We start from the raw sequence: 13,988 nt of genomic DNA on the forward strand, positions 1-13,988 counted from the left end.
GGCCCATGCACAGCCTCGCCTCCGATTTCCGTCGTCCGATTGCCGTTCTGGCCCTGGGCCTGCTGGGGGTGCTGGCCTGGGATGCCAGCGGCCTGGACCTGGCGCTGGCGCGCTGCTTCGGCGATGCCGGCGGCTTTGCGGCCCGCGAGGCCTTCTGGTCGCGCGACCTGCTGCATGGGGGCCTGCGCTGGCTGTGGATGGCCACCTGGCTGGGGCTGGCCGTGGACGCCTGCTGGCGCACCCCGGCCCTGCGCGGCCCATCGCGCCGCCGGCGTCGCCAGGCCCTGGCGGCCGGGTTGCTGATCCTGCTGGTCGTGCCGGCCTTGAAGGCGCTGAGCCACAGCAGCTGCCCGTGGAGCCTGCAGGACTTCGGCGGCACGGTGCCCTGGGTGTCGCACTGGGACTGGACGCTGAGCGACGGCGGGCCGGGGCATTGCTTCCCGTCCGGGCACACGGCTGGCGCGGCGGCGTTTGCGCCCTTCGCCTGGATCTGGGGGCGGCGCGCCTGGCGCTTGCTGGCGCTGAGCCTGGTGCTGGCCAGCGTGGCCCAGCTGGCGCGCGGGGCCCACTTCCTCAGCCATGTGCTGTGGGCGGCATGGATCTGCATCGCCTTGGGCTGGGTGCTGCTGCGGGTGATGGAGGGCGTGGCCATCCGGCGCCCCCGCCTCGGCCTGTCCGGCTGAGCTTCGGCTGATCCGTCGGCCTGCGCGCTTCGTCGCGCGCCCGTCGTCGCTCGCCTGCGCACTTTGCAAACTGCCGGCATTGCAGCGTTTGCAAGGAAACCTCATGCGCCCACTTCGACCGCGGCTCTTGGCCGGACTGTTCTCTTCCGCTCTGGTTCTGCCCTGCTTCGCGCAGGAAGCAACGGCCAAGTCAGGGAAGCTGTTTGACGAACTCGCCGGCATGGACGCCGCGCTGTTCCAGGCGGCTTTCGAGACCTGCGATGCAGGCAGGTTCAGGGCCATCTTCACCGAGGACGCCGAGTTCTATCACGACAAGACGGGAGCCAGTTTTGGCGAGTCGGTCAAGGTCATGAAGTCCTGTCCCCGCGACAACGGCGTCACCCGCACGCTGGTTGCTGGCAGCCTGGAGGTCTACCCCATGCAGGGCTATGGCGCCGTGCAGATCGGGCGGCATGTGTTTGCCAGGAAGGGCGAACCAGGGTCAGAGGAGGCGAAGTTCGTGCACTTGTGGAAGCGGGAGGCCAATGGGTGGCGGTTGGCGAGGGTGCTGAGTTTTGATCATCGGCCGGCGGGGGCGAAGGCGCCGTAGCTGGCTGTCCCCGGATTGACCTGATCCGGATTTACGGCTCGCGAAACGTGACATCCACAGATTCCCCTTCGACCAAGAGGTGATAGGACTCGAAACCCGTCGGATCCGTGTGCAAAAGCAAGGTTATGTCGCCTGAGAAACCCAGGAGCAGTTCATTGCATCTGAGTCTTTCGCATGTCTCAACCGATCGACCAAGCAATATCGTCAAGCACCCGGAATTTGCGCCAAGAACGTCGTTCACAGCGCTTTGAGTTCTTCCATCTGCCTCTTTCAGCTCAAAGCCTGATTCGATATCAATGCGGGCACCAGGCTGCCACTTTTGCTGGAATGAGTGAGCGTTTGATCGCTTGTAGAAGTTCAGGTGAACATCGTGTTGGCCAATGCAAACCTGTGTCACTTCCTGCCCAATAAGAGCGTCCAAAGGGAAATCCGCAGGAATATCGAGCGGCGGCATGGCGCGAGCGGGAAGTAGTCAGTAAATAAAAAAGCCCACCGCATTCGCCGTGGGCTTATGTTTGCCTGATATCTCGTTCTCAGAACGGAATATCGTCATCCATATCGTCAAACCCCGTCGCCGCCTTGGGCGCCGCGGCGGGTGCGCGCGGAGCGGGCGGGCGCTGGGCTGCGGCCGGACGAGCCGCCGGGCGGCCACCGCCGCCGCCGCCGAAGTCGTCACCACCGCCGTCACCACCGCCACGGCTGTAGCCACCGCCACCGCCACCACCGCCGCCGCCAGCACCAGCGCCACGGCTGTAGCCGCCGCCACCGCCGCCTTCGTCGCCACCGCCGCCGTCACGGCCGCCGAGCAGCTGCATTTCCTGGGCAATGATTTCGGTCGTGTAGGTGTCGCGGCCTTCCTTGTCCTGCCACTTGCGGGTCTTCAGGCGGCCTTCCACATAGAGGGGGCGGCCCTTCTTGACGTACTCGCCGACGATCTCGGCCAGGCGGTCGTTGAAGACGACGCGGTGCCATTCGGTCTCTTCCTGGCGCTCGCCGGTCTCGCGGTTCTTCCAGTTGCGCGTGGTGGCCAGGCTCAGGGTGACCCAGGCGCCGCCGCTGGGGTTGTAGCGGACTTCGGGGTCTTTGCCGACGTTGCCGATGATGATGACTTTGTTGACGCTGGCCATGACGCTCGCCTGAATTCGATGGGGAAGGGGCTGAATTATGCCGGCCACCCCCGCCAGAGGCCGTCAGCAACTCCACGTAGACCGCATCCCGCACCCTGAGGCTCGCACTTCGTCTCCCCACCCGCCGGCCGGCCGGTGAGTCTCCCTAAGATGAAGCCATGAACACTTCGGGCCCCCGTCACAGCAACCGCCGCCTCTGGTTGGCGTATGCCGGCGCCTGTGCACTGGCCTGGTGCATGTTCGTGCTGGCCGGCAGCGAGTTCGACCGCGGCCTGGACCCGTTCTGGCTGGCCGTCTACCAGGCCACCACCATGCTGTGGGCGCCCATGCTGCTGGGCATCGCCGTCTGGCCGGTGGCACGCCGCCTGCACGACAACGACGCCGGCACCGGCGCGACCGTCCTGGCCCATGGGATGGCGGCCCTGTCCTTCTCGGCGCTGTGGCAGGCCGGCGAGTTCGGCGTCAACGCCGCCCTGTTCGGCACCGACCATGCCGGCGCCGTGCTGCTGGCCGGCATCCTGTGGCGCTCGGTGTGGGGCTTCGTGGTCTACGCGGCCATCGCCACCGCCTTCAACGCCGTCCTGCAATCGCGCTCGGCGCGCTCGGCGGCCGTGCACGCCGCCCAGGCCGAGAGCGCCCTGGCCAAGGCCGAGCTGTCGGCCATCAGCGGCAAGCTGAACCCGCATTTCCTGTTCAACACGCTGAACTCGCTGATCGCCCTGACCCGCAAGGACCCTGCCGCCGCCGAGGCCGCGCTGCTGAAGTTCGCCTCCATGCTGCGCTATGTGCTGGACACCAAGCGCGGCGCCGAGGACCGCGTGATGCTGTCCGACGAGATCGACTTCCTGCGCGACTACCTGGCCCTGGAGGCCCTGCGCCTGGGCGCCCGCCTGCGCGTGGACTGGGACCTGGAGGAGCGCGTGATGGCCGACGAGCTGCCGCCGCTGACGCTGCAGCCCCTGGTCGAGAACTCCATCCTGCATGCCGTGGCCAACCGCAAGGGCGGCGGCAAGGTGACCATCACCGCGCGCCGCAATGCGCTCAACCAGGGCCTGGACCTGGCCGTGGCCGACGACGGCCCGGGCTGCGAGCCCGAGGCCCTGGAACCCAAGCCCGGCCAGCGCCGCGGCGTGGGCCTGGCAGCGCTGAAGAAGCGCTTCGCCCTGGACTACGACGGCAATGCGCGCCTGCGCATCCACACCGCCCCCGGCGCCGGCTTTCGCGTCGACCTCTTCATTCCTCAAGCCTGACCATGAGCACCACCACCGTCCTGATCGCCGAAGACGAACACCTGGCCGCCGAAGCCCTGGCCGACTGGGTCAAGGCCACGCCGGGCCTGCAGCTGGTGGCGGTCTGCGAGGACGGCGAGGACGCGCTGGAGAAGATCCGTGCCCTCAAGCCCGGCCTGGTGCTGACCGACATCCAGATGCCCGGCCTGACCGGCCTGCAGGTGGTGCAGGCCCTGCAGGGGGACGCCCATCAGCCGCGCATCATCTTCACGACGGCCTATGACCAGCATGCGCTGACGGCCTTCGAGCTGCATGCGGTGGACTATCTGCTCAAGCCCTTCTCGCGCGAGCGCTTCGACGAGGCCATCAGCCATGTGCTGCGCGACGCCTCGCCGAGCCCCGCCGAGGTCGCCCAGGCCCTGGGCGCACCGGCCGACGCGCCGCTGACCCGCCTGCTGGTGCGCGACCAGGGCAAGATCTTCCCGCTGCAGGTGGACGCCATCGAGTGCCTGCGCTCCGACAACAAGTACACGGCCATCACCAGCAAGGGCCGCAGCTTCCTGGTGCGCCTGCCCATCGCCGACTTCGAGACGCGGCTGGACGCCACGCGCTTCTTGCGCGTGCAGCGCGGCTGCATCGTGAATCTGGATTTCGTCGAGAGCATGACCCCGGACGAGAACTCGCAGCTCGTCGTGCAGCTGCGCGATGGCACGCGCATCACGGCCAATCGTGAGGTCTCCAAGATGTTGAGGGAGCAGTCGCTGTGAAAACCCTGTTGCTGACCTTGCTGGTCGCCGCCGGCCTGGCCCAGGCCCAGACGGCGCCGCCCGCCCCGCCGGCCCATCCGGCGCCCGCCCAGCCTGCTGTTCCTGCGCCGCACACGGCACCTTTGCCGCTTCCGGCGCCGATGGCACGGCCGATACCGCCGCGGCCGCCAGGCGAGCCCGGCAGGATCTATGCACCGGGCGCCTTCGACCGCCTGGAGCTGGCCGGCGCGGCCCGCGTCGTCGTCGTGCAGGGCGACCGCGACCAGGCCTTCATCGCCGGCGACGACGACGTGCAGAAGAACGTCGAGGTCGAGCTGGCCGACCGCCAGCTCATCATCCGCCCCAGCGGCGGCTGGAAGATCTGGCGCAGCGGCAAGCTCTTTGTGCAGGTGGAGATGCGCGAACTGCGCCAGCTGTCCGTCTCCGGCGCCAGCGACGTGCTGGCCCCCGGCCCGCTGCGTGTCGACCAGCTCAAGCTCAGCATCAGCGGGGCCGGCAATGTGAGGCTGGACCAGCTGCAGGCCAAGCAGCTCGTCTTCGCAATCTCGGGTGCCGGCGACGGCCAGCTCAGCGGCCGTGTCGACGACATGACGCTGCAGATCTCCGGCAAGGGCAAGGTCATCGCCGAGCGCATGCAGGCCCAGAAGGCCCGCGTCAACGTCAGCGGCCTGGGCAATGTGGTGCTGTGGGTCACCGATGACCTGGCCGCCCATATCTCGGGCGTGGGCTCGGTGGACTACTACGGCAACCCGTCGGTGCAGCGTTCGGTGTCGGGCATGGGCTCGATCAGCGCGCGCGGCGAGAAGCGGCCGTAAGCAACAGCAGGCCGCCCAGCGACATCAGCACCAGCGTGGACGGCTCGGGCACCGGCGCGAAGGACTGGGCCCAGTTCAGCCCCGACGGCGACGCGATGGTGAACAGCGACAGGTCCTGCGGCACATAGAGGCCGGTATTCGGGTCGAGCACGGAGATGGCCGAGATGCCGTTCCAGTAGGACGAGTGGCCGAAGTCGGCCGTGGCCGAGCCCGCCGCGCTGAAGCTGCACTGCAGCTCGCTGCCGCCGCAGTCGATCTTGCGGGTGTGCAGGGTCAGGCGCTCGGTGACCGTGAAGGGTGAGCCCATCGTGAAATTGATCTTGAGGTCGTGGATGCCCGAGTAGTACAGCGGGCCGCCCGCCACGGCGCTGACGTTGTCCACCGGAAAGCCGCCCGGAAAGTTCGGATTGGAGTTCGCCGTCCAGGTGCCGAGGAACCCGGACCCACCGAACGAGAAGTCGACCGAGCCATAGCCGCCCCCGGTCGGATCGATCATGCCCTGCAGCGTGACACTTACCGTGATCCTGGCCTGCATGCCGTTGAAGCCGGCGGAGCTGATGGTGATGTCCTCGGTGTAGGCGCCCTCGGCATGACTGTCGCCGATGCTGTTGCCCGCCCCGCCGTAGCTGGAGGCGTAGAGCTTGATGACGCCCAGCTGCACCGCGGCATCGGCGGTGCCGCCGGCGCCATTGCCGCTGGCCGACGCGGAGGCGGTGAACTCGCCGCTGTTGAACTGGCTGTAGACCGGGTCGGTGGACTTGCCCAGCGCACTGGCCGAAGCCCTGGCGATGGTCGAGCCCGCCGAGGCCGCAAAGGCGCAGCCGAGGGCTGTCAGGCCCACCAGGAGATGCCGGAATTTCATGGAGCCACTCCTTGAGTCTGCCCGGCAGATCCGAGCGCATGGACTTTTTACGCTCGTGCCGAAGGGGGGGCAATCGATGCGGCGCCCCTCCCCCTAGGACGATGGGCTACCCATTGATGACGAACGGCGCCCCCCTCATACCCCGCGGCGAGAAGAAACCTTCCGTGGACAGCCGCCGGGGCCTGCCTAAACTGCCTCCCACATTGCAGGGAGGATCTCCATGGTCGCGTGGAAGAAGGCCGTCATGGCCTTGGTCGGGGCGGGCGCCGTCGTGGGCGGCGGCTGGTGGGTGGCGCAGCGGCAATCCGGGCCGGCGCTGCCGAGCAGTGCCGAGATCGGCGGCGAGCAGGCGGCCTTCGCGCTGCTGGACTGCAAGGCCCGCCTCTTCGACGGCTCGCCGGCCATCGCACTGAGCTTCACGCAGCCGCTGGACGCGAAGCAGGATTTCGCCGCCCTCGTCACCGCCCAGGAAGGCAGCGCCCCCACCGTCAAGGACGGCAAGAAGGAGGCGCCCGCCGAGGCCAGCTTCAAGCCGCTGGCCGCCCGCTGGGTGCTGGGCGACAACCCGCGCGTGCTCTACCTGCCCTTCGTGACGCCGGACCGCAGCTTCCGCTTCGTGTTCAACGCCCAGCTGGGCGCGCGCGGCGGCGCCAGGCTGGCCACGGCCCAGACCTGCGAGGCCTTCAGCGAGGCCATGCCCGACGCCTATTACTTCGCCAGCCGCGGCCTGGTGCTGCCGGCCGGCCAGAACGGCGGCCTGCCCGTCGTCACCATCAACACGCCCGAGATCGATGTGCAGTTCCTGCGCATCAAGCCGGCCTCGCTGCCGGCCTTCCTGGAGCAGGTGGGCGGGCGGCGCGAGCGCAACGTCAACGCCGGCGAAGAAGGCTGCGAGGAGGGCTGCTACTACGACGGCTACAGCGACAACCAGCGCCGCCTCAAGGGCACCGTGGGCGGCTGGGTGCTGGACGAGCTGCGCGCGATGAGCGACAGCGTCTACATGAGCCGCTTCACGACCGATGCGCGGCCCAACCGCCGCAATGTCAGCTTCCTGCCGGTGGAAGGCATCAAGGAGCTGCAGGAGCCCGGCATCTACGTGGCGATCATGAACCAGCCCGGCCGCTTCGGCTGGGACTACCAGGTCACGCATTACTACGTCACCGACATCGGCCTGCATCTGCGCCGCCATGCCGAGCAGCTGGATGTGTTCGCCACCTCGCTGAAGGGCGGCGGTGCGCTGTCGGGCGTGGAGCTGAGCCTGGTCGACGAGGCCGGCAAGGTGCTGGCCCAGGCCCAGTCCGATGGCGACGGCCACGCCGTCTTCACCGGCCGCAGTGACAAGGCCCGCGCCGTGCTGGCGCGCAAGGGCAAGGAGATGTCGGTGCTGTCGCTGCGCGATGCCGCGCTGGACCTCAGCGAGTTCGACGCCACCGGCCACCCCTCGCGCAGCAACAAGCTGTTCGTGTACGCCGGCCGTGACCTCTACCGGCCCGGCGAGGCCTTCCAGGTCTCGGTGCTGGCGCGCGATGCCGACGGCAAGCCGCTGGCCAAGCCTCTGCCCATCACGCTGACGGTCAAGAAGCCCGACGGCAGCAAGCTCGTCGAGCAACTGGTGCAGCCCGGCCAAGGAGTGACGGGCCGCCCCGAGCTCCTTGACCCCCCTCGGGGGGCGAGCCAGGCCAAGCCTGGTTCTGGGGGCAAACAGTCCTTGGGCACCGGCTACTACCAGCAGGGCATCAGCCTGCCGGCCGATGCGCCCACCGGCGGCTGGACGCTGCAGGCCCGCGTCGACCCCGGCGCCAAGCAGCCCGACGCGCAATGGGCCTTCAAGGTCGAGGAGTTCCTGCCCGAGCGCATGAAGCTCACGCTGATGGCACCCGAGGCGGTGCTGACCGGCCAGGGCGGCCTGAACGTGCAGGTCCAGGGCGACTATCTTTATGGCGCCCCCGCCGCCGGCAACCGGCTGCAGGCCAGCGCCTATTCCGAGCGCCTCGTGATGGCGCTGCCGGCCAAGCTGCCCGGCTTCATCTTCGGCGACCTGGCCGACGACAAGGCCAAGAACCGGCAGGACCTGGAAGAGCAGGAGCTGGATGCAGAGGGCAAGGCCAGCATGGACATCGCGACGGCCTTCGGCGAGCGCAAGTCGCCGATGCGCATCCGCGCGGCCTTCAGCCTGCTGGAGTCCGGTGGGCGCCCCGTGGTGCGCGCCATCGAGCGCAACTGGTGGCCGGCGCCGATGCTGGTCGGCGTGCGTCCGCTGTTCGACCGCAATGTGTCGGCCGAGAACGGCCTGGCCGAGTTCGAGCTGGCGCGTGTCGACTCAGCCGGCAACTTCAAGCCGGCCAAGCAGGTGCAGGTCAAGCTCATCTACGAGGAGCGCCAGTGGTATTGGCGCTATGACGACGGCCGCGGCTGGAACTCGGGCTTCAACGTCAACGAGGAGTTGATCGAGGCGCGCAGCGTGGCCCTGCAAGCCCGCAGCAAGATCGCCCTGCCGGTGCGCTGGGGCCGCTATCGCCTGGAGGTCCTGGACCCCGACACCGGCCTGACGACGCGCTATGGCTTCTATGCCGGCTATGGCGCCCAGGATGCCGACGACATGGGCAACCGGCCGGACCGCGTGCAGCTCAAGCTGCAGGGCGCGCCCTTCAAGCCGGGCGACGTGGCCAAGCTGGCCATCAAGCCGCCGCATGACGGCGAGGCCGTGGTGACCGTGGAAGGCGACCGCGTGCTGTGGACCAAGCGCATCGCCGTGAAGGCCAAGGGCACGGACATCGACATTCCCGTCGACGCCGCCTGGGCACGCCACGACCTCTACATCACCGTGGCCGCCTTCCGCCCCGGCAACCAGGGCGACAAGGTGACGCCGGCCCGCGCCCTCGGCCTGGTGCATCTGCCGCTGAACCGCGAGGACCGCAAGCCAAAGCTGGCGCTGACGGTGCCGGCCAAGACCCAGCCCTCGGTGACCCTGCCCGTCGGCGTCAAGGTGCCGGCCCTCGCGGGCAAGCCGGCCATCGTCACGGTGTCTGCCGTGGACGTGGGCATTCTCAACATCACCAACTTCAAGACGCCCGACCCGGCGGACTACTTCTTCGGCAAGCACCGCTACGGCGCCGACATGCTGGACCTCTACGGCCGCCTCATCGAGAAGATGGAGGGCAACGCGGCCAAGCAGCGCTTCGGCGGCGACGCCGGCAAGCGCGACTCGCAGAGCATGCCGCGCAAGGTGCTGCTGGTGGACCTGTTCAGCGGCCCCGTGCAGCTCGACGCCAAGGGCGAGGCCACCATTCAACTGAAGCTGCCCGACTTCAACGGCACGCTGCGGGTGATGGCGGTCGTGTCCAGCGCCGACAGCTATGCGTCCGCGCAGGCTGAAACGGTGGTCGCCGCGCCGCTGGTGGCCGAGCTCAACATGCCGCGCTTCGTGTCGCCCGGCGACAAGGCGACCATCGCGCTGGACGTGACCAACCTCAGCGGCGCGCCGCAGGAGGTCAAGGTGGCCGTGTCGGCCAGCGGCCCCGTCAAGATCAGCGGCGGTGCCGAGACGCTGAAGCTGGCCGACAAGCAGCGCCAGATCCTGCGCTTCCAGGCCGAGGCCCTGGATGCCTATGGCCTGGCGCCCATAGCGATCAAGGTCAGCGCCGGCGCCATCAACCTGACGCGCGAGGCGGCGCTGCAGGTCCAGCCCCTGACGGCGCTGACGCGCGAGAGCCGCCGCCTGCGCCTGGAACCCGGCGCCACGCAGACGGTCGACAAGGCCCTGCTCGACCCCTACTGGAGCGGCTCGGCCAGCCTGGCCCTGACCGTCTCCACCACGCCGCCCATCGACATCAAGGACCAGGTCAAGGGCCTGCTGATGTACCCCTATGGCTGCCTGGAGCAGACGACGTCGAGCGCCTACCCGCTGGTCTTCATCGACGACGAGGCCGCCAAGCGCTGGGGCATGACGCCGGTCCCGCGTGAAGAACGCGCGAAACGGCTGGACGGCGCCTTCGCCCGCCTGGCCGGCATGCAGCAACCCAAGGGCGGCTTCGGCCTGTGGGCCTCCGGCAACCCCTACGAGGCCTGGCTGTCGGCCTATGTGACGGGCTTCCTGCAGGACTCGCGCGACGCCGGCTTCGCCGTGCCCGAGGCCATGCTGAAGCGCTCGATGGACAACCTGCTGGAGCAGTTCCAGCGCGCGCCGGCCCAGCAGAGCGCGCCGCCCAAGGACCCCAAGCGCGACGACAAGGGCCGGCTGACGGACTACCGCGACGCCGAGCTGCTGCGCGTGTCCCACTCGCGCTTCGCCGAGGCCGCGCATGCCGGCTACATGCTGGCCCGCGAGCAGAAGGCGCCGCTGGCCACGCTGCGCACCCTGCACGACCAGCACCGCGCCAACGCGCTGTCGCCGCTGCCGCTGGTGCACCTGAGCCTGGCCCTCAAGCTGATGGGCGACGAGGCCCGCGCAAGGCAAGCGCTGGACGACGCGATGCTGCGCGGCTACGGCTACCAGGTCGACGATGGCTACTGGGGCTACTGGCTGGGCGACTACGGCTCACGCGTGCGTGACCGCGCCCTGGCCTATGCCCTGCTGCTGCGGCACAAGGTCCAGCACGACAAGCGCGAGAACCTGCTGTTCGACCTCAGCGACGACTTCGGCCGCCGCAACTACTACTCGACGCAGGAGCGCCTGGCCCTCTTCCTGGCCGTGCAGTCCTCCAGCGCCAACGCCGGCAAGGACGACGCCTGGAAGACGGCCGTCACCATCGGCGCCAAGGCCGACCCCTGGACGGGCAATGGCGTGGGCCAGCAGAGCTTCGGCGGCGCCCAGCTGAAGAGCGGCATCGCGCTGAAGAACGAGGGCACGGCGCCGCTGTTCATCGACGTGACCGCCCAGGGCTATCCAGTCAAGCCTCAGGCCCCGAGCAGCGACCGCATCTCGGTGGAGCGCGCGATGTTCACGGTCGAGGGCAAGCCCGTCACGGCGCGCCAGTTCACGACCGGCGAGATGTATGTGGTGCGCCTGAGGGTGAAGGCCAGCCAGGCCATCAAGGACGGCCTGGTGGTGGACCGCATTCCGGCCGGTTTCGAGATCGAGAACCTCAACTTGAGCCAGGGCCCCAAGGCCGGCGAGTTCACGGTGGAGGGCGTCAACATCGCCCAGGCCAATGCCAACGAGCGCATCGTCCACACCGAGTACCGCGACGACCGTTTCGTGGCCGCCGCGTCGCTGGGCGACAGGCTGGAGCTGTTCTACCTGGTGCGCGTGGTGACGCCGGGCAAATATGTGGTGCCGGCGACCTTTGCCGAGGACATGTACCGGCCGGAGATCCGCGGCATTGGCAAGGCGGAGGGGGAGATCATGGTGGTGGACAAGAAGTGAGGTAGAGCCATGGAAGCACCACGACTCGGATATCTCAGCCTCGAGGGCGACAAGCCCATGAAATTTACGGAGGGCGGGATTGAACCCCTTCCCCCTTGGACCCCTGAAGAAGCGCAGGCCGCCAATGTTGTCAGCAAGGCGATCAAAGCCTATGCGCAAGCCATCTCAGATCTTCTTGAAGGACGACTTCAGCATCTCCGCGGATCATTGCCTGACTATCTTGAAAGCCCAGGCAGCTGCCTAGTTGCGATATGCACCGATGGGATCGTCGTTCGATACGAACGGCGCTCGCAAGAAGAACCCAACCGTGTGGTTGGAGTCTTTCGACAGTCGATTCGAGCGGTGGCCACCTTGCTGTCGCAAAAGCTAGTGCATATCGAATCTGCGGAAGAGCCTCAACCACCGCTGGCGAATTTCGGCGTCGAACTAAAGTTCACGGCGGTGGCAGATGGCGTGCCAATCGACCTGTCGACGTCCCGAGTCTGGTTTCAAGTTGCGGCGCCGACTTTGCATGATCCGCTGCCAGCTGGAGCCAAACCACACTGCATGTTGTCGGTTCGCAATGAACTGGTTGTGGAGCTGCATGGAGCGTTGACGCCAGACGCTGAGAAGGCGAATGAACAGCCATTTGTTGCGCGTTCAGCCATGAGGCTTGGAGCGGGATGGGACTGCATAGAGGTGTTTCCTGGCTTAGATCTAGCGCCCTGGATTCCCGAATCAGCTGCTTTGTGGGCAGAACGTGATTTGATGGGAGCCGCGCTAATCGCCCACACGCTTGCAGCGCAATTGAACAGCCTAGACCCAAGAGCGTCGGCTCGTCGGCACTACGCCGCACTGCTCAACGCTTTCAGAGCGTTGCTCGATTCGAATCCTGATCGAGAGCAAGCTCTTCAGTCGTTCCTGCAACTCAATCCCATCTTGCTTTGTCCTACGCAAGTCAAGATGTGGCCCAAGCTAGCGTTCGGCGCGACCATCACTGACTTTGTATTCCGCGAAGCCAGCAATGAATACCTGCTTGTAGAGCTTGAACGATCCACGCTACGGTTGTTCCGCAAAGATGGACATGCGACCGCTGAGCTCACGCATGCCCATGGCCAAATCGTCGATTGGAAACGCTACCTGGAAGACAACTTGCAAACGGTTCAGCGTGAGCTGGGCCTGACCGGCATAACGCCGAACCCAAATGGGCTATTGGTGATCGGAAGATCAGCTTTATTGGGTCCGCAAGATCGCCGCAAGCTCCAGACCATGATGAACGAAAGTCCCAAGCTACGCGTTCTGACTTACGACGATGTTTATTCAAACGCAAAGGCTGTGTTTGAAAACTTGCTTGGACCGATGTGGGATGTCGGCGGTAGCACGCAAATCTTTTATCCAAGTCCTAGGTGAGCGTTGTACGGACACTGTGTTTGCGTCGCATGCAAGACGAAGCAAGCGATGGCTACACCCCCATCGCCCTCCCAATCAACCGATGAAAGTGATGCACCCCCTGCTCCCGCGTCGGCGAGTAGCGCCCGTGCTGGTAGAAGCGCGAGCGCAGCCCCTGCTGCACCGTCATGACGACGGCCTCGTCTTCCATTTCGACCTCGTCGAGCGCACCGCCGGCGCCGCTGCCCAGCAGCTCGGGTTTCCAGACATAGGAGCGGAAGCGCACCCGCGTGCGCGCCGGCCCGACGGGCATGACCTGGTTCAGCGACAAGCCCCAGGGGTAGAAGTTCAGCATCAGGTTGGGGAAGACCCACCAGTAATAGGCCGCAATGCGCTGGCCGAACTCGGCGGCCTCGGGCGGCAGGTCGAAGGCCGTCTCGTCGGCGCGCGCCACCGCGAGCTGCAGATTGCTCCACTCGTGCAGCTCGTAGCGGTACTGGCTCAGGTCCAGGGTCTGCGTCAGGCCAGGGTGCACGAAGGGGATGTGCAGGCCCTCGAGGTAGTTCTCGACGTAGAGGGCCCAATGGGCATCGAACTCGTAGTCGCGGCTGCGGCTGGCGTCGAGGCGGAAGTCCTGCAGCGGCAGCCAGTGCAGGCGCTGCAGGGCCGGGCCGAAGAAGGCGTGGAAGCTGTCCAGCGGATCTTCCAGCGCGACAAAACCCTGGCCGCCCCAGTCCCGCAGCGCGACTTGCGGCAGATGGTCGCAGGGGCGCGGGAAGTCCAGGGCCTGCTGGAACTCGGGCATGAAGACCATGCGCCCGTCCAGCTCGAAACGCCGCGAGTGGTAGCCGCAGCGGATCTGGGCCGCGTCCTGGCAGGGCTGGTGGATGAGGAGATTGCCGCGGTGGGTGCAGACATTGCTCAAGCAGCGCAGCGCCCCGGCCGCGTCGCGCGACAGCAGCAGGGGTTCGTCCAGGCTGCCCGGCAGCAGCGTCTCGGGCTGCAGGCTGCCCGGCGCCGCAACGCCATGCAGGTCGGACAGCCATTGCCAGCTGCGCGCCAGCACGCGTTCGTACTGCAGGCGCTGCGCGGCGGGGTCGAGGTAGAAGGCCTTGTCCAGCGTCTCGGCGCGCGCGACCTCGGGGTGGATTTGCCAGCGGACATCGGGCGTGGGCTTCATCGC

Annotated in this window: 11 protein-coding genes; 7 read left to right on the top strand and 4 right to left on the bottom strand. The window is 67.3% G+C overall.

Translation table 11 applies throughout. The annotated features are described in order from the left end of the window. The first annotated feature begins 5 nt into the window (after positions 1–5). Positions 6–683: a phosphatase PAP2 family protein gene (locus AC07OY_RS13730; protein ID WP_495043149.1), complete on the top strand. Its 678-nt coding sequence runs from the start codon at positions 6–8 to the stop codon at positions 681–683. 127 nt (positions 684–810) lie between these two features. Beyond that, positions 811–1,272: a nuclear transport factor 2 family protein gene (locus AC07OY_RS13735; RefSeq protein ID WP_495043150.1), complete on the top strand. Its 462-nt coding sequence runs from the start codon at positions 811–813 to the stop codon at positions 1,270–1,272. 31 nt (positions 1,273–1,303) lie between these two features. On the opposite strand, the gene AC07OY_RS13740 is transcribed toward AC07OY_RS13735, so the two are convergent. Both AC07OY_RS13740 and ssb read right to left on the bottom strand, forming a co-directional pair. Then, positions 1,304–1,726: a hypothetical protein gene (locus AC07OY_RS13740; protein ID WP_495043151.1), complete on the bottom strand. Its 423-nt coding sequence runs from the start codon at positions 1,724–1,726 to the stop codon at positions 1,304–1,306. A 79-nt stretch (positions 1,727–1,805) separates the two neighbouring features. Then, positions 1,806–2,399, bottom strand: a complete 594-nt coding sequence (gene ssb / locus AC07OY_RS13745) for a single-stranded DNA-binding protein (protein WP_495043152.1) — start codon at positions 2,397–2,399, stop codon at positions 1,806–1,808. 158 nt (positions 2,400–2,557) lie between these two features. Here ssb and AC07OY_RS13750 point away from each other — a divergent pair, with 158 nt between their 5' ends. From AC07OY_RS13750 to AC07OY_RS13760, 3 genes are read left to right on the top strand one after another with little or no spacing between them, the layout of a single operon-like run. Further along, positions 2,558–3,649 (top strand): sensor histidine kinase, encoded by a 1,092-nt coding sequence (locus tag AC07OY_RS13750; protein WP_495043153.1) that lies wholly within the window; start codon positions 2,558–2,560, stop codon positions 3,647–3,649. A 2-nt stretch (positions 3,650–3,651) separates the two neighbouring features. Continuing rightward, entirely contained in the window at positions 3,652–4,395 is a 744-nt protein-coding gene (locus AC07OY_RS13755; RefSeq protein ID WP_495043154.1) for a LytR/AlgR family response regulator transcription factor, read from the top strand. Beyond that, on the top strand, positions 4,392–5,210 hold the full coding sequence (locus tag AC07OY_RS13760; RefSeq protein WP_495043155.1) for a head GIN domain-containing protein: 819 nt from the start codon (positions 4,392–4,394) through the stop codon (positions 5,208–5,210). The genes AC07OY_RS13755 and AC07OY_RS13760 overlap by 4 nt, the downstream gene beginning before the upstream one ends. Here AC07OY_RS13760 and AC07OY_RS13765 read toward each other — a convergent pair. Continuing rightward, positions 5,182–6,072 (bottom strand): PEP-CTERM sorting domain-containing protein, encoded by an 891-nt coding sequence (locus AC07OY_RS13765; RefSeq protein ID WP_495043156.1) that lies wholly within the window; start codon positions 6,070–6,072, stop codon positions 5,182–5,184. The two genes, AC07OY_RS13760 and AC07OY_RS13765, sit on opposite strands and share 29 nt — an antisense overlap. 220 nt (positions 6,073–6,292) lie before the next feature. Between AC07OY_RS13765 and AC07OY_RS13770 the strand changes: the two genes are divergently transcribed. Together AC07OY_RS13770 and AC07OY_RS13775 are read left to right on the top strand one after the other, a co-directional pair. Continuing rightward, entirely contained in the window at positions 6,293–11,437 is a 5,145-nt protein-coding gene (locus AC07OY_RS13770; protein WP_495043157.1) for an alpha-2-macroglobulin family protein, read from the top strand. A 9-nt stretch (positions 11,438–11,446) separates the two neighbouring features. Next, on the top strand, positions 11,447–12,826 hold the full coding sequence (locus AC07OY_RS13775) for a Shedu anti-phage system protein SduA domain-containing protein (protein WP_495043158.1): 1,380 nt from the start codon (positions 11,447–11,449) through the stop codon (positions 12,824–12,826). A 52-nt stretch (positions 12,827–12,878) separates the two neighbouring features. Here AC07OY_RS13775 and AC07OY_RS13780 read toward each other — a convergent pair whose 3' ends face one another. Then, positions 12,879–13,985: an aromatic ring-hydroxylating oxygenase subunit alpha gene (locus AC07OY_RS13780; protein WP_495043159.1), complete on the bottom strand. Its 1,107-nt coding sequence runs from the start codon at positions 13,983–13,985 to the stop codon at positions 12,879–12,881. Between the last annotated feature and the right edge of the window lie 3 nt (positions 13,986–13,988).

This window comes from Roseateles sp. GW821-FHT09H10 (genome assembly GCF_059415865.1).

Bases quoted from the DNA above. Each gene is read 5' to 3' on its own strand.
- AC07OY_RS13730 (WP_495043149.1), top strand. From the start codon at position 6: ATGCACAGCCTCGCCTCCGATTTCCGTCGTCCGATTGCCGTTCTGGCC.
- AC07OY_RS13740 (WP_495043151.1), bottom strand. From the start codon at position 1,726: ATGCCGCCGCTCGATATTCCTGCGGATTTCCCTTTGGACGCTCTTATT.
- ssb (WP_495043152.1), bottom strand. From the start codon at position 2,399: ATGGCCAGCGTCAACAAAGTCATCATCATCGGCAACGTCGGCAAAGAC.
- AC07OY_RS13750 (WP_495043153.1), top strand. From the start codon at position 2,558: ATGAACACTTCGGGCCCCCGTCACAGCAACCGCCGCCTCTGGTTGGCG.
- AC07OY_RS13755 (WP_495043154.1), top strand. From the start codon at position 3,652: ATGAGCACCACCACCGTCCTGATCGCCGAAGACGAACACCTGGCCGCC.
- AC07OY_RS13765 (WP_495043156.1), bottom strand. From the start codon at position 6,072: ATGAAATTCCGGCATCTCCTGGTGGGCCTGACAGCCCTCGGCTGCGCC.
- AC07OY_RS13770 (WP_495043157.1), top strand. From the start codon at position 6,293: ATGGTCGCGTGGAAGAAGGCCGTCATGGCCTTGGTCGGGGCGGGCGCC.
- AC07OY_RS13775 (WP_495043158.1), top strand. From the start codon at position 11,447: ATGGAAGCACCACGACTCGGATATCTCAGCCTCGAGGGCGACAAGCCC.
- AC07OY_RS13780 (WP_495043159.1), bottom strand. From the start codon at position 13,985: ATGAAGCCCACGCCCGATGTCCGCTGGCAAATCCACCCCGAGGTCGCG.